Source organism: Aeromonas sp. R7-4 (assembly GCF_040908055.1).
GTDB classification, from domain to species: Bacteria; Pseudomonadota; Gammaproteobacteria; order Enterobacterales; family Aeromonadaceae; genus Aeromonas; species Aeromonas sanarellii.
In genome coordinates this window covers 56,032-69,858 of the sequence record NZ_JBFODA010000034.1, presented here as the reverse complement: position 1 = coordinate 69,858, position 13,827 = coordinate 56,032, and the positions used below count along the sequence as shown (strand labels likewise).

General features: G+C 63.2%; 14 protein-coding genes. 7 read left to right on the top strand and 7 right to left on the bottom strand.

What is annotated here, in order from left to right; all coding sequences use genetic code 11:
- Positions 1-107 precede the first annotated feature (107 nt).
- Positions 108-800, bottom strand: a complete 693-nt coding sequence (locus tag AB5Y72_RS09130; protein WP_202211628.1) for a hypothetical protein — start codon at positions 798-800, stop codon at positions 108-110.
- A 39-nt stretch (positions 801-839) separates the two neighbouring features.
- On the opposite strand from AB5Y72_RS09130, the gene AB5Y72_RS09125 reads away from it, so the two are divergent.
- The gene (locus AB5Y72_RS09125) at positions 840-1,046 is read left to right on the top strand and encodes a YheV family putative zinc ribbon protein (RefSeq protein ID WP_033130616.1); all 207 of its coding nucleotides are present in this window, start codon (positions 840-842) and stop codon (positions 1,044-1,046) included.
- Positions 1,047-1,268: 222 nt separating this feature from the next.
- Positions 1,269-1,901, top strand: a complete 633-nt coding sequence (locus tag AB5Y72_RS09120) for a peptidylprolyl isomerase (protein WP_202211627.1) — start codon at positions 1,269-1,271, stop codon at positions 1,899-1,901.
- 63 nt (positions 1,902-1,964) lie between these two features.
- On the opposite strand, the gene AB5Y72_RS09115 is transcribed toward AB5Y72_RS09120, so the two are convergent.
- Both AB5Y72_RS09115 and AB5Y72_RS09110 read right to left on the bottom strand, forming a co-directional pair.
- Positions 1,965-2,180 carry a SlyX family protein gene (locus AB5Y72_RS09115; protein ID WP_042074954.1) on the bottom strand — a complete coding sequence of 72 codons (216 nt, stop codon included), beginning with the start codon at positions 2,178-2,180 and terminating at the stop codon, positions 1,965-1,967.
- A gap of 14 nt (positions 2,181-2,194) precedes the next feature.
- Positions 2,195-3,163 carry a WD40 repeat domain-containing protein gene (locus AB5Y72_RS09110; protein WP_042074952.1) on the bottom strand — a complete coding sequence of 323 codons (969 nt, stop codon included), beginning with the start codon at positions 3,161-3,163 and terminating at the stop codon, positions 2,195-2,197.
- Positions 3,164-3,282: 119 nt separating this feature from the next.
- Here AB5Y72_RS09110 and fkpA point away from each other — a divergent pair, with 119 nt between their 5' ends.
- Positions 3,283-4,089: an FKBP-type peptidyl-prolyl cis-trans isomerase gene (fkpA, locus tag AB5Y72_RS09105; RefSeq protein WP_042074950.1), complete on the top strand. Its 807-nt coding sequence runs from the start codon at positions 3,283-3,285 to the stop codon at positions 4,087-4,089.
- Positions 4,090-4,237: 148 nt separating this feature from the next.
- On the top strand, positions 4,238-5,644 hold the full coding sequence (locus tag AB5Y72_RS09100) for a sigma-54 dependent transcriptional regulator (protein WP_209794664.1): 1,407 nt from the start codon (positions 4,238-4,240) through the stop codon (positions 5,642-5,644).
- Between the two features lie 72 nt (positions 5,645-5,716).
- On the opposite strand, the gene AB5Y72_RS09095 is transcribed toward AB5Y72_RS09100, so the two are convergent.
- From AB5Y72_RS09095 to AB5Y72_RS09085, 3 genes are all read right to left on the bottom strand, one after another.
- Positions 5,717-6,583, bottom strand: a complete 867-nt coding sequence (locus AB5Y72_RS09095) for a tetratricopeptide repeat protein (protein WP_209794665.1) — start codon at positions 6,581-6,583, stop codon at positions 5,717-5,719.
- A gap of 106 nt (positions 6,584-6,689) precedes the next feature.
- Positions 6,690-7,025, bottom strand: a complete 336-nt coding sequence (locus AB5Y72_RS09090) for a hypothetical protein (protein ID WP_042074946.1) — start codon at positions 7,023-7,025, stop codon at positions 6,690-6,692.
- Between the two features lie 117 nt (positions 7,026-7,142).
- The gene (locus tag AB5Y72_RS09085; protein WP_202211624.1) at positions 7,143-7,481 is read right to left on the bottom strand and encodes a DUF2956 domain-containing protein; all 339 of its coding nucleotides are present in this window, start codon (positions 7,479-7,481) and stop codon (positions 7,143-7,145) included.
- Positions 7,482-7,730: 249 nt separating this feature from the next.
- Here AB5Y72_RS09085 and ushA point away from each other — a divergent pair, with 249 nt between their 5' ends.
- Positions 7,731-9,461 carry a bifunctional UDP-sugar hydrolase/5'-nucleotidase UshA gene (gene ushA / locus AB5Y72_RS09080; protein ID WP_219142726.1) on the top strand — a complete coding sequence of 577 codons (1,731 nt, stop codon included), beginning with the start codon at positions 7,731-7,733 and terminating at the stop codon, positions 9,459-9,461.
- A 348-nt stretch (positions 9,462-9,809) separates the two neighbouring features.
- On the opposite strand, the gene AB5Y72_RS09075 is transcribed toward ushA, so the two are convergent.
- Positions 9,810-10,664 (bottom strand): Tim44 domain-containing protein, encoded by an 855-nt coding sequence (locus tag AB5Y72_RS09075; protein ID WP_202211622.1) that lies wholly within the window; start codon positions 10,662-10,664, stop codon positions 9,810-9,812.
- 422 nt (positions 10,665-11,086) lie between these two features.
- Between AB5Y72_RS09075 and dnaB the strand changes: the two genes are divergently transcribed.
- Together dnaB and alr are read left to right on the top strand one after the other, a co-directional pair.
- Entirely contained in the window at positions 11,087-12,481 is a 1,395-nt protein-coding gene (dnaB, locus tag AB5Y72_RS09070) for a replicative DNA helicase (RefSeq protein WP_010673258.1), read from the top strand.
- Between the two features lie 199 nt (positions 12,482-12,680).
- On the top strand, positions 12,681-13,754 hold the full coding sequence (gene alr, locus AB5Y72_RS09065) for an alanine racemase (RefSeq protein WP_202211621.1): 1,074 nt from the start codon (positions 12,681-12,683) through the stop codon (positions 13,752-13,754).
- The last annotated feature ends 73 nt before the right edge of the window (positions 13,755-13,827 follow it).

The following is a 13,827-nucleotide window of genomic DNA, read 5'->3' as shown; positions in this document are numbered from 1 at the left end:
TCTGGTGTTCAGCATAGAGGATGGTGACAAGGATGACTCCTTCGTTGTTAGCGACCGCGCGCCGCAAAACTGGATCCCTTTCACCATCTTTTATTTTGTCGTCCGGCTCAGCGGGAGGGTGAGAGCGAGGGCTCGGCGTCGAGGGCGTGACCCAGCCACCGCAGGGAGGCCTCGGCCAGCGCCGCGTTATCCCGGTAGCCCAGCCTGGCCACCACCTGGGCCGGCGTGCTGCCGCTTCGACGCAGGCGAACCCCCTGCAGCAGTCGCCACTGTTCCTGCAGGGCCTGGGCGTCTGGCCCACCGAGACCGCGCTCGGCAAGCAGGGCCTGCCAGGCCGTGTCGCTGCCCGGTTGCTGGCTGGCCAGCGCCTGCCAGGCGGTTTGCAGCGCGGTGTCCGGCTGCGGCGCCAGGACGCATGCCTGCAGCTCGTCCCCCAGAATGCGCAGGCGCTCGCCAAAGGGGCCCTGCCAGTCGCGGGGGCGCAACCAGGTGGCCAGGTTGTCCAGCAGGGCATCCATCAGCGGGCTCGCCTGCAACCAGCCGGCCTGGGCCGGCTGCGCCACCCGCACGGAGCAGGCCAGCAGATCGTATTGGCAACCCGCAAGGGGCGTCAGGGCGGCGAGGGCATCGGCGCAGAGCCAGAAGTGGCTGCCCTCGGTCAGCAGCAGCTCGTGGGCGCCGAGTCTCAGCAGTGCCGCCCCCCGGGTGACGCGCAGCAACTGGCCCATGGGGGAGCGTTTGCGGGGGCCGACCTGGAGGCTGGGAGTGGAAAAATGCTGATACTCGATGGCGTGATGCATGTAAAAACCCTGATATGATGCTGCCCGGAGGTAACAAAAATGGAAACCAGACGTAAAAAGCGCTTCATTGCCGGGGCAGTGTGCCCGGCGTGCGGCAAGATGGACACCATGATGCTGTATATGGAGCATGGAGTCGAGAAGGTGACCTGTGTCGACTGCGGGGATACCCAGGTGCAGACCCAGGCCGAGGTGGACAAGGCGACCCGCGAGGCGGAGCAGGTCATCGGGGTGTTTCGTCCCGAATGATGGGCTGCCGGATGGGGGCATTGAGCGAAGGCATGTACGATGCAGGGTGTGCGTTTGTCGCGCCTCGCCGCGAGTGAGGGCCTCTCGGGAATAGCCGGGGTGAGACCCGCCCCGTGCCGGACTGCCGACTTTTTCAGCACGACGGGGCGGGGCAGATCATATGCTTGGCCACCTTTTTAAGGTATTCTGGGCCCGTTTTTTTCTATCCGCAGGATCCCTGACATGAAAGTAGCTCCCCTGAGCGTGGTTACGCTGGAATACACGGTCACCGACGAACACGGTGAAGTCATCGACACCACAGTCGGTAAAGAGCCGCTGGTGTATCTGCACGGCACCCGTTACCTGGTCTCCGGCCTCGAAGCCGAACTGGAAGGTCGCAGCGTGGGCGAGGCATTCGACGTCACCCTGACGCCGAGCCAGGCCTATGGCGAGTATGACGAGAACCTGGTGCAGGAAGTGCCCGGCGAGTTGTTCGATGGCATGGAAGTGTCTGAAGGGGATACTTTTGTGGCCGAGACCGACGATGGCCACCGTCCGGTAACCGTCATCGAGGTGTCCGAGGAGTTCGTCAAGGTGGATGGCAACCATCCCCTGGCCGGCGTGACCCTGGGCTTCAAGGTCGAGATCAAGGACGTGCGTGCCGCCACCGCCGAAGAGCTGGCCCACGGCCACGTGCACGGTGCCGGTGGTTGCGGTCACGACCATGGTCATGACCACGATCATGATCACGACCATGGCCACGGCGGTTGCTGTGGTGGTCACGGCCACGATCACAGTCACGACCACGGCGATGACCATGGTCACGGCGGCTGCTGCGGTGGCGGCGGTTGCGGTGGCAAGGGCCATCACCACTGATTTCGGCCTGGCCGATGATGAAAAAACCCGCGCATGACGCGGGTTTTTTATGGCTGGCACTCATCAGTAGTGCGGTGGCGGCGTCTCTTCGGCCATGCTGGCAATCTGGCTCGGCTGCACGCTCTGCAGCTTCTCCACCAGCAGATGGATCTGGTGCTTGAGCCGATCCAGCTCGCGGCCCTGGGTGGTGACTTCGTCGTTGAGCTGCTCCACCGTGTATTCGGCATAGGCGAGGCGGCTTTCCAGGGTTTCGAGGCGATCGTTTAGTTGCTGACTCATGGGCCTTTGGGTCCTTACTTGATAGTCCAGATTTCGGCCAGGCCGCTGGAGCTGGCGCTGACGAGGTGGCCATTGTCGCGCAAAGCCACGCCGTAGACCACAGCGCTCGGCGGTTTCACCCTGGGGTGGGGCGAGACCCGCCAGCTCTGCAGCTGGTGGCCGTCGCTCACCCGCCACAGGGAGAGCTGGCGGGAGGGGGCGCCTGTGATGAGCCAGTTGCCGTCGTTGGCAAAGCGCGCGCTGGTGTAGACCTCGAAGCGGTGGTCGAACCGCAGCCTGCTGTGTTCCTTGCCGGTTTTCAGATCCCAGATGCTGGCCTGGCGGCTGTCGGCGGTGAAGGCGAAGCGCCCGCCGGGGTCTAGCCTCGCCATCACCACCCGGCCGCCGTGGTGGAAGCGCCACAGCACCTGGCCGCTGCGGGTATCCCACAGATAGGCGCTGTAGTCGTTGCCGCCGGTGAGGGCGTAGCGGCCGTTGGCGGAGAGATCCACGGTATTGACCTGCTCGGTGTGACCGAGGAACTGCAGCCGGCGGCCGGTCTGGGTGTCCACCAGCTCCGCCTTGCCGTCGGCACGGCCGATCAGCACCTGGCGGCCATCCGCCGAGAGCGCCGCATCGCGCAGGCTGGACTCGGGCAGGGAGTAGTAGCCCTGGGAGCGACCATCCTGCAGGCGCCAGATGGCAAAGGTGCCCTGGGTGGCGGTGATGGCGTGGCTGTCGTCAGGGGAGAAGCGGGTCAGGGTGACGAACTCTTCCCGATCGTCGCTCTGGCGCCAGCGCCAGCGCTCCTTGCCCTGGTCCAGATCCCACACCACAGTGCCCTGACCCAGGCTGGAGACCAGGGCCAGCTTGCCGGAGCCCGCGAGATCCGCGCTCAGCAGGCCCTGTTCGGCGAGGCGGATCTGCCGACCGGGCTGCGAGCTCTGTTCGCATCCCGCCAGCATCAGGCAGATACCGATGAGATAAATGGCACTTTTGATCATTTTTCCTGTCTCATGCTTTCGTTACCTGCGATCACGGCGTTAGTATAAGGCGCTTATCACGATAAACCTCTCATTTCACGAAGGAACCGAGAGCGGTATTTAGAGTTTTGGAGAAACTGATGAACAATTTTCTGAAGGTGTCCCTGTTGGCTGCGGCGGTTGCCGTCGGTCTGACTGCTTGCCAAAAAGACGAGAAGCCTGCTGCGAATACCGCAGAGGTCAAGGCAGAAGCCAGCAAGTCGGCAGAGGCCCCCAAGGCAGAAGCCAAGAGCTTTGAAGAGCAATCCGGCTATGCGATCGGCCTCTCCATGGGTCGTTATATCGCCAATACCCTGGAGCGTCAGCAGGAGCTCGGCATCAAGCTGGACAATACCGTGATCCTCCAGGGGGTCACCGACGGTCTGGGCAAGAAGGCCAGCATGACCGACGAGGAGATCCAGAAGGTTCTGCAGGAATATGACGCCAAGATCAACGAGCTGACCAAGGCCAAGGCCGACAAGGACGCCGTGGAAAACCTGAAGAAGGGCGAAGAGTACCTGGCAGCCAACGCCAAGAAAGAGGGCGTGAAGAGCACCGAGTCCGGTCTGCAATACCTGGTGGAGAAGATGGGTGACGGCGCCAAGCCGAAGGCCACCGACATCGTCAAGGTACACTACACCGGCACCCTGACCGATGGCACCAAGTTCGACAGCTCCGTCGATCGCGGCGAGCCGGCCACCTTCCCGCTGAACCAGGTGATCCCGGGCTGGACCGAAGGCGTGCAGCTGATGCCCGTCGGTTCCAAGTTCAAGTTCTTCCTGCCCTCCAAGCTGGCCTACGGCGAGCACGGTGCCGGCTCCATCCCGGCCAACGCCGTGCTGGTATTCGACGTCGAGCTGCTGGCCATCGAGAAGCCCGCCGCCAATGGCGACGACAGCAAGAAATAAGCTGATCATGCGATGAAAACGGCTCCCCAGGGAGCCGTTTTTGCTTGTGTGGCGTCGAGGGCGGTGGGAGAAAGCCGCGAGCCCGTCTTGAGTGTGCGGCGGCTAGCCCCCAGAATAGATAACAAAATCAAGCGCAAGGATGGATCTCGTGGCTGAAAGCAAACCCCGTGTCCTGCTGGTGGAAGATACCCGCAGTCTGGCCGTCGTCTATGAGCAGTACCTGGCCCAGGATGGCTATGAGGTACAGCTGGCCGATTGCGGCCAGCAGGCGCTGGCGCAGCTGCTGGCGAGCCCTCCTCCCGTGGTGCTGCTGGATCTGGAGCTGCCCGACATGTCCGGCATGGACATTCTGCAGCAGATCACCGAGCGGCAACTGCCCTGCTCCGTGGTGGTGATCACCGCCCACGGCTCGGTGGACGTGGCGGTGGAGGCGATGCGATTCGGCGCCTTCGACTTCCTGACCAAGCCGTTCGACGGCAAGCGGCTGTGCGCCACGGCCCGCAACGCCCTCAAGCACCAGCAGCTCAGCTCGCTGGTGGCCCAGTATAGGGAAAACTTCGAGCGCAGCTCCTTTGCCGGCTTCATCGGCGCCTCCATGGCGATGCAGGCGGTTTACCGCATCATAGAGAGCGCGGCGCCAAGCAAGGCGACCGTCTTCATCACCGGCGAGAGCGGCACCGGCAAGGAGGTGTGCGCCGAGGCCATCCACCAGTGCAGCCCGCGTCGTGAGCAGCCCTTCATCGCGCTGAACTGCGCCGCCATTCCCCACGATCTGATGGAGAGCGAGATCTTCGGCCACGTGAAGGGTTCCTTTACCGGTGCCCAGGGGGATCGCAAGGGGGCGGCCAGCCTGGCGGACGGTGGCACCCTCTTCCTCGACGAGATCTGCGAGATGGATCTCGACCTGCAGAGCAAGCTGCTGCGCTTCATCCAGACCGGCACCCTGCAGCGGGTCGGCAGCGGCAAGCTGGAGACGGTGGACGTGCGCTTCGTCTGCGCTACCAACCGGGATCCCCTGGTGGAGGTGAAGGCGGGGCGTTTTCGCGAGGACCTCTATTATCGCCTGCACGTGATCCCGCTCCCCCTGCCACCCCTGCGCGAGCGCGGTGAAGACATTCTGCTGCTGGCCCGCGACCTCCTGCTGCGATATGCCAGGGAGGAGAACAAGCGCTTCAAGGATTTCGATGCTGACGCCGTGCGGGTGCTGCTCGATTACCCCTGGCCAGGCAACGTGCGCGAGCTGCAGAACGTGGTGCGCAACATAGTGGTGCTCAACGACCGCGAGCTGGTGAGCCCGGAGATACTGCCGCCACCGCTCAATGGCGGACGCGTGCTCGCGGTGCCGACCCCCGCGCCCGAGACGTCGGACGTCCCGGTCGTGCCCGTGCAGGCCCGCCTTCCCGTTCGCCCGCTCTGGCTGGTGGAGAAGGAGGCCATCGAGCAGGCCATCGCCAGTTGTGATGGCAACATCCCCAAGGCGGCGGCCCTGCTGGAGATCAGTCCCTCCACCATCTATCGCAAGAAGCAGAGCTGGGAAGAGGCGAGTCCGGCCTGAGCCGTCATATCTGCCCCCGGGCAGACATGCTGATGTGCGGGGCTGCCAATTGGCCGCCCCGCTGTTGTCTTGCTAGAGCTTGGCGAGGCGCTTGAGCCTGGCCAGCCGCTCTGCCTCGTTGGCCTTGAACCACTCATCCTGTGACAGCAGAAACCAGGCGCGGGCAAAGTATTCGGCCGCAGCCGTATCCTCCAGCACCAGGGCATTCTCCCCCAGCTCTTCAAACAGATAGCCGTCCTCGGGAGCTCCGGCGGCGGCCATGTCGGCCCGCAACTGAGCCAGTGCCGCCATGGCCTGCTCGTGCAACCCCTGGGCCCGGTTCAGGCGCGCAAGGCTCCAGCGGGCGATAAAGGCCTTGCCCTGATTGTTGTGCCGCTCGTGCCAGGCCAGGCATTTTTGCTGACAGGCGATGGCCTCGTCGAGGCGCCCCAGCTCGAACAGGGTCCAGCCCTGATTGTTGTAGAGGGTGGCGAGCCAGCCGCGCGCCTTTGTATCGGTACTGCGCTCGGCCAGTTCCATCGCCAGCTGGTGCCAGCGGCTCTGCTCCTCCAGGGGGGCGGCGATGGCGATCATGTGGGCGGCGTCGATGGCAAGATACAACTCCTTGTGCTTGAGCCCCTGCTGCCAGGCCTGTTCAAACAGGGCTCTGGCGCTGGCCTTGTCGCCGGCGGAGTTGAAGGTGCGACCGCGCTCCAGCAGGACGCGCAGGCGGGCCCTCGGGGTGGTCTCGGTGAGGCGGGGTTCTATCTCGTCGAGCAGTTGGTGCGCCTGTGCAAACTGGCGTTGCAGGGAGTGGGTGCGGGCTATCTGGGTGAGCAGTTCCAGTTCGCACTGCAGGCCGGCTGCGCGCGCCTCGGGCAGCAGGGCATGAAAACGCAGGGCGCTGGCGGCGGGATCCTGGTAATCCCACTGCGCCATGAAATCGGGCGGACTGTCCATCTGGCCTCCTTGCCGGTTATCCACTCACCAAGATGCCTGCCGGCCATTGTTTGTACAAGGGGCGCCCGTCACAGAGCGCCCCTTGAGTCATGTCCATATGGCTGAGTCAGTAGACCATGGCCAGGCTCATCAGCATCAGGCCGAGGGCGGCGAAGGCCCCCTCCTTGATGGCCAGGCGCGGCACCAGCGCCTTGGGCAGGGCCGGGAACAGGCTGAGAGCGAAGCCCAGCCCCGGCATCAGCCAGTGGAAGGCCGGGTTGCGCGAGGCGGGATCGGCCGCCCCGTTGATGATGATGAGCAGGATGAAGAGGGTGAACGCGGGCAGGATAAACCAGCGGGCGTGGCCGGCGGCGACCGCCCGCAGCGGGGAGATGCGATAGAGCACCAGGGTCACGAGGAAGAGGGCAAGGGGAGCCAGCAGGTAGAGCGGGGCCGGATTCATGATGAGGGGTCTCCAGACAAGGGGGGCAGAGTGTAAGCAGTCCGGGCGAGGGATGACCAGTTCCCCGCTCCCGGGCTGTGAGGCCGATCCCAGGGCAAAGGTTTGCCCAAGACGGGATCAGCGCAGCCAGAACCAGAGGCAGGCAAACGCCAGCCAGCTCAGTCCCAGCAAGACCCAGGGCAGCGGGTGCTGGCGGGGGATCTCGATCACCTCGACCTCGCTCTCCTCCTCCTGTGCCTCTCGGGGGGCCTGCTTCGCCCTGGCTTGCAGCTTCTTCTGGCGGCTGGCCTCCCGGGCCTTGGCCTTCATCTGTTTCTTGTATTCGTCTATGCCCTTCTGGATCCCCTGGGCGATCAGCTGGGTCTGCTCCTTGGTCTGCCCCGGCTTCTGGTTGGCGCGGGCGATCTTCATCGCCTCCTGCTGGGTCTCGGGGGAAATTTTGTCGTACTTGGCCATTCCTGGCACTCCTTGGCATTGATTGGCGGGCAGTATGCCATAACTGTTTCCGGCGGGCTGCCATGTCGCGACGAAATGCGCGGCTGGCACAGCGGTGGCTGAGCCAAATAGGGGAAACAGGTTGCGCGAATGATCACATTTGGCGGAATTTGTGAGTCGCCGATGAAAAACCGTCACATGTTGTTTGTTATATTACCGCCCGACCCAAGAAGGGGTCATCCAATAACAAAATAACAAGGTGATATGGAAATGAATTATAAATTGGTCAAAGGAAGTATCGCACTGGCAGTGCTCGCCGCCTTGAGCGGCTGCAATACCTCACAAAATGAAAGTGTCGCCCCCTGTACCGAAAATGTCTGCAAACTGACCGTCCTCCACACCAACGATACCCACGGCCGTTTCTGGCACAACGCCGATGGTGAATATGGCATGGCGGCACAGAAGACCCTGGTCGAGCGCCTGCGCGCGGAGGCCAAGGCAGCGGGCAGCGAAGTGCTGGTGCTCTCCGGCGGTGACGTGAACACCGGGGTGCCCGAGTCCGACCTGCAAGACGCCGAGCCCGATTTCATCGGCATGAACAGCATTCGCTACGATGCCATGGCGGTGGGCAACCACGAGTTCGACAACCCCTTGAGCGTCCTCGAGAAACAGCGTGACTGGGCCCAGTTCCCCATGCTGTCCGCCAACATCTATGACAAGACCAGCGGTCAGCGCTACTTCGATCCCTACAAGGTGTTCAAGCTGGACAACGGCCTCAAGGTGGCCGTGCTAGGCCTGACCACGGAAGACACCGCCCAGCTGGTGGATCCCAACAACGTCAAGACCCTGGAGTTCCGCGATCCGACCACGGAGGCGGGCAAGCTGGGCAAGGAGATCCGCGACCGCAAGGAGGCGAACCTGGTCTTCGCCATCACCCACATGGGCCACTATGCGGATGGCCAGCACGGCAGCAACGCGCCCGGGGATGTGGAGATGGCCCGCGCACTGCCGGCCGGCACCCTGGATGCCATCATCGGCGGCCACTCCCAGAACCCGGTCTGCATGGAGCCGGGCACGCCGGACCAGTATGCGGACTTCAAGCCGGGCGACGACTGTCAGCCGGATCAGCAGAACGGTACCTGGATCATGCAGGCCCACGAGTGGGGGAAATATGTGGGGCGTGCCCAGTTTGATTATCAGAATGGCAAGCTGACATTGACAGGCTACGAGCTTATTCCGGTCAATCTGGTGCAGCGCGATGGGAAAAACAACGCCATTAAAGATGACAACGGAAATGTTCAGTTCATTCAGGACGAAATAATCAAGGATCCCGAGCTGAACGCGACCTTGCAAGTATTCCAGGAAAAGGGAGAGGCCGAACTGGGCGTGAAAATTGCCTCCACGGATGATCTCCTGATGGGGGAACGCAAGACGGTCCGTTATATGCAAACCAATCTGGGACGCCTTATTACCACGGCCACGGCGCAAAAGCTGAATGCTGATTTTGGCATCGTGAACTCGGGCGGGGTGCGTGCCTCCATCCAGACCGGCGATATTGCCTATCGTGACGTGTTGACCGTCCACCCGTTTGGCAATACGGTCAACAAGGCCACCATGAAGGGCAGCGATCTCGTGGACTATCTCGGCAAGGTGGCCACCCTGACCGGCGGCGGCTATCCCCAGTTTGGCGGCATCAGCATGGAGGTCAACTGCAGCGCCCAGAGCGTTACCATCAGCACCATAGGCGGCAAGGCGTTCGATGCCAATGCCACTTACAGCTTCGCCATCCCGAGCTTCAGCGCCGCTGGCGGGGACAAGTATCCCGTCATCAACACCATCAATGCTGGTCTGGTCGATGCGGGGGTGCTGAAGGAGTACATGGAGTCCAAGCAGGTGATCCACGCTGCCGACTATCAACCGGCAGGGGAAGTGACCTTCATCAACAACAGCGTCAACCCGGCCAATACCAACAACTGTGGTCCGGATGTGACCGGCAATTGATGCCCGGTTGAGGTCAGGGACGATGGCGTGAACGCTACTCAGGCGCTGTCTGATGCGATATGCGCCTGGGCGCGGTCACGGGGGAGGGAGGCGCACCGCCTCAGCTCCTGACCTGACTGGCAACCAATGGCAAGAGGGAGGCATGATGCCTCCCTCTTTTTTTGACCTTCGCAACCTGGGTGCCGGGGTGGAAGCCTCCCGACTGAGCTGTGGGTGTGCCATCAACATCGACACGCTTCATCGCGCTGACTGGCGGTGCTCGTCGGCCTGGCACCAGCGCGATGGGCCGGGCAGAATAAAAAAGGCGACCCCAGGGTCGCCTTGTTGATGTCACCGGAGGGGCAGCTGTTACAGCTGCTCGATGCCGACGATGTGCCAGGGGGCATTGTCCTTGGCCAGGTTGCGCTCGAGGTGCCACACCTCCTTGATGTCCTCCTCGACCTGCTCCTGACGGTCCATGTAGCGGCCGCTGAAGCGCACGCTGACCTGGGCCCAGTCGCTGCCGTAGTCGGCGCGCACCAGCTGGGTGTCCACGTACATCACCTCGGTGTGCTGATCGCCCACCAGTTCGGCACGCTCGGCCTTGAGGTGTTCGAACAGTTCCGGGCTCACGTACTCCCGTACCTTCTCCAGATCGTTCTTGTTCCAGGCTTCTTGCAGGGTGCGATAGTGATCGCGGGCGCCGGCCAGGAAGCCGTTCATGTCAAAGCCCGGGGGCAGGCGGAAGGGCACGTCGCTGTCGGCAAAGCCGGTGGCCTGCGGGGCGCCGTGGCTCTGCTCGAACTGCTGCGGCGCGGCGCTCTGGGGCGGCTGGTAGCCGGCGTAGGCCGTCTGTGGCTGGGCCGTCGCCGCCTTGTTCTTGCGCAGGGCGCGGAAAAGGAAGACGCCGCCCAGGGCCAGCAGGGCGATCAGCAGGAAGTCCATGCCCTGCATGCCTTCAAAGGCACCGCTGCCCAGCAGGTAGGCGAACAGGCCGCCGGCCAGCAGACCGCCAAGCAGGCCGCCCATCATGCCGCCCTTCTTGGGTGCCTGGGCGCCCACGGTCGGGTTCTGGGTGTCCACCGGCTTGGCCGCAGGCTGGGCCGGGGCCGTCTTGTAGCTCTTGCCGAAGGATTTGCCGCCGCCAAACTTCTTGGCCTCGGCGATGGGGGCCCCGAGGCCGATGGCCAGGATCAGGGCAAACAGGGTCAGCATCTTTTTCATTTTTGACTCTTTCACTCTCATGTAGGTGGGGGCATGCTCTGCTTGTGCAAGCTCAGCGAGGCGCATGGCAGGCTGCCTGTCCCTTTTTGTGTTGCAGCTTGCGGTTATGATTAACATGGATGGCATGAATTATTCATGAACAGATTGACCCGTCCGCCATAGGAGGCGCCCATGAGAAACAGACGGCCGAGCCGCTCGGTGCGCAGGTTGCGCAACAAGCAAAGAGCCAAGGTGAAAGACCAGACCCTGGTCTGGCCCTTTCTCGTACTGTGAACTACAACAGGAGCCCGGGAGTCCGTGAATCCGATTGCACCTGCGTCCTGGCTTGTCACCGGATGAGGTGAATACGCGCATTAGCGCTCGCGATGGCGGGGTTTCTTTTGTAAAATTCCCGTCCCCTTCCCGCTGCGGTTTTTATGTGTATGGCAGAACAAGTGACGGCGAAAAAAGACGCCAAGACACAACAGCTGAAAGTCCCCCCCCACTCCTTCGAGGCCGAACAGTCCGTACTGGGCGGCCTGATGCTGGACAACGAGGCCTGGGATAGGGTCGCCGAGCGGGTGATCGACAAGGATTTCTACAGCCGCCCGCACCGCCTCATCTTCCAGGCCATGACCCGCCTCTCCAACGCGGGCAACCCCATCGACCTCATCACCCTGCAGGAGGAGCTGGAGCGCTCCGAGCAACTGGAAGAGGCCGGTGGCTTCGCCTATCTGGTGGAGATCGCCAAGAACACCCCGAGTGCCGCCAACATCAGTGCCTACGCCGAAATCGTGCGCGAGCGTGCCGTGGTACGGGAGATGATTTCGGTCGCCAACGAGATAGTCGAAGCGGGCTATGAGCCCCAGGGACGCACCTCCAACGATCTGCTGGATCTCGCCGAGAGCAAGGTGTTCCAGATCGCCGAGCAGCGCACCAGCGCCAACGAGGGCCCCCAGCCCCTGAAGCTCATCCTGGAGCAGACCGTCGACAAGATTGAGGAGCTGTTCAAGACCCCTCACAACGGGGTGACCGGCGTCTCCTCGGGCTACAACGATCTGGACAAGATGACCGCCGGTCTGCAGCGCTCGGATCTCGTCATCGTCGCCGCTCGTCCCTCCATGGGCAAGACCACCTTTGCCATGAACCTGTGCGAGCACGCGGCCCTCACCGCCGACAAGCCGGTGCTCATCTTCTCCCTGGAGATGCCCTCCGAGCAGATCATCATGCGTATGCTCGCCTCGGTGGGGCGCATCGACCAGACCAAGGTGCGGACCGGTCAGCTCGACGACGAGGACTGGGCGCGGCTCTCCTCCACCATGGGGCTGCTGCTGGAGAAGGGCAAGATGTACATCGACGACTCCTCCGGCCTGACCCCGACCGAAGTGCGCTCGCGCGCCCGCCGGGTGGCGCGGGACAACGGCGGCATCAGCATGATCATGGTGGACTACCTGCAGCTGATGCGGGTGCCCAGTCTCTCCGACAACCGTACCCTGGAGATCGGTGAAATCTCCCGCTCCCTCAAGGCGCTTGCGAAAGAGCTGCAGTGCCCCGTGGTGGCGCTCTCCCAGCTCAACCGAAGCCTGGAGCAGCGGGCCGACAAGCGCCCGGTCAACTCGGACCTTCGTGAATCCGGCTCCATCGAGCAGGATGCGGACTTGATCATGTTCATCTACCGCGACGAGGTCTATCACGACGACAGCCCCGACAAGGGGATCGCCGAGATCATCATCGGCAAGCAGCGTAACGGCCCCATCGGTCGTGTGCGGCTCACCTTCCAGGGGCAGTTCTCGCGTTTTGACAACTACGCGGGTCCGGCGTTTGACGATGACTACTGATGAACAATCCGCAGGGTGACACCAATTCTGGAGTCACCATTGCGATCTTGACGGGGAGGGTGTTCGCAAGAAGGCCGCCCCCGCCTCCATAAATAGTTTTCCCGGTTCGACAATTCTGCCGGTCCGGCCTTAGACGATGAGATTTGAGGGCTGACACCCCCCCGGTGCCTGAATATCATGCCCTCGTAAGGGAAAACAGATGAAAGCGGCTATCGCCCAGATCAATACAGCGGCCCTGCGCCACAACCTCGCCGTGGTGAAACGCCACGCCCCCCAATGCAAGATCATCGCCGTGGTCAAGGCCAACGCCTATGGCCATGGGCTGCTGCCGGTGGCCCGCACCCTGGTGGATGCGGACGCCTACGCGGTGGCCCGCATCGAGGAGGCGCTGATGCTGCGCTCCTGCGCCGTGGTCAAGCCCATAGTGCTGCTGGAGGGCTTCTTCAGCGCCGCCGATCTGCCGGTGCTGGCGGCCAACAACCTGCAGACCGCGGTACACACCTGGGAGCAGCTCGAGGCGCTGGAGCAGGCGGATCTGCCTGCCCCCGTGGTGGCCTGGCTCAAGCTCGACACCGGCATGCACCGTCTCGGGGTGCGGGCCGACGAGATGCCCGCCTTTATCGAGCGGCTCGGCAAGTGCAAGAACGTGGTGCAGCCGTTCAACATCATGACCCACTTCAGCCGCTCCGATGAGCTGGAGCAACCTACCACCCGCGAGCAGATCGACCTGTTCTGCCAGCTGACCGCGCCGCTCGCGGGCGAGCGGGCCATGGCCAACTCGGCGGGCATCCTGGCCTGGCCGGACTCCCACTGCGACTGGATCCGCCCTGGCGTGATCCTGTATGGCGTCTCCCCCTTCCCCAATACGGTGGCGGCGGATTACGACCTCAAGCCGGTGATGACCCTCAAGACCCAGCTGATTGCCGTGCGGGATCACAAGGCGGGCGAACCGGTGGGCTATGGCGCCAACTGGGTGTCGGATCGCGATACCCGGCTCGGGGTGATCGCCATCGGCTACGGCGACGGCTATCCGCGCATGGCCCCCAATGGCACGCCGGTGCTGATCAACGGCCGCATCGTGCCCCTGGTGGGACGGGTCTCCATGGACATGACCACGGTGGATCTCGGTCCCGGCGCCACCGACAAGGCCGGCGACGAGGCGGTGCTCTGGGGTGAAGGGCTGCCGGTGGAGCAGGTGGCCGACCGGATCGGGACCATTCCCTATGAGCTCATCACCAAGCTCACCTCCCGGGTGTTTATGGAGTACGTGTAGACGAGTCGCTCCACATCCCCGACTCCTCTCCCTCAAGGGGAGAAGGGGGAGCAAAGAGGCCGCCCCGACAGGG

Bases quoted from the DNA above. Each gene is read 5' to 3' on its own strand.
- AB5Y72_RS09130 (WP_202211628.1), bottom strand. From the start codon at position 800: ATGCATCACGCCATCGAGTATCAGCATTTTTCCACTCCCAGCCTCCAG.
- AB5Y72_RS09125 (WP_033130616.1), top strand. From the start codon at position 840: ATGGAAACCAGACGTAAAAAGCGCTTCATTGCCGGGGCAGTGTGCCCG.
- AB5Y72_RS09120 (WP_202211627.1), top strand. From the start codon at position 1,269: ATGAAAGTAGCTCCCCTGAGCGTGGTTACGCTGGAATACACGGTCACC.
- AB5Y72_RS09115 (WP_042074954.1), bottom strand. From the start codon at position 2,180: ATGAGTCAGCAACTAAACGATCGCCTCGAAACCCTGGAAAGCCGCCTC.
- AB5Y72_RS09110 (WP_042074952.1), bottom strand. From the start codon at position 3,163: ATGATCAAAAGTGCCATTTATCTCATCGGTATCTGCCTGATGCTGGCG.
- fkpA (WP_042074950.1), top strand. From the start codon at position 3,283: ATGAACAATTTTCTGAAGGTGTCCCTGTTGGCTGCGGCGGTTGCCGTC.
- AB5Y72_RS09095 (WP_209794665.1), bottom strand. From the start codon at position 6,583: ATGGACAGTCCGCCCGATTTCATGGCGCAGTGGGATTACCAGGATCCC.
- AB5Y72_RS09090 (WP_042074946.1), bottom strand. From the start codon at position 7,025: ATGAATCCGGCCCCGCTCTACCTGCTGGCTCCCCTTGCCCTCTTCCTC.
- AB5Y72_RS09085 (WP_202211624.1), bottom strand. From the start codon at position 7,481: ATGGCCAAGTACGACAAAATTTCCCCCGAGACCCAGCAGGAGGCGATG.
- ushA (WP_219142726.1), top strand. From the start codon at position 7,731: ATGAATTATAAATTGGTCAAAGGAAGTATCGCACTGGCAGTGCTCGCC.
- AB5Y72_RS09075 (WP_202211622.1), bottom strand. From the start codon at position 10,664: ATGAAAAAGATGCTGACCCTGTTTGCCCTGATCCTGGCCATCGGCCTC.
- dnaB (WP_010673258.1), top strand. From the start codon at position 11,087: ATGGCAGAACAAGTGACGGCGAAAAAAGACGCCAAGACACAACAGCTG.
- alr (WP_202211621.1), top strand. From the start codon at position 12,681: ATGAAAGCGGCTATCGCCCAGATCAATACAGCGGCCCTGCGCCACAAC.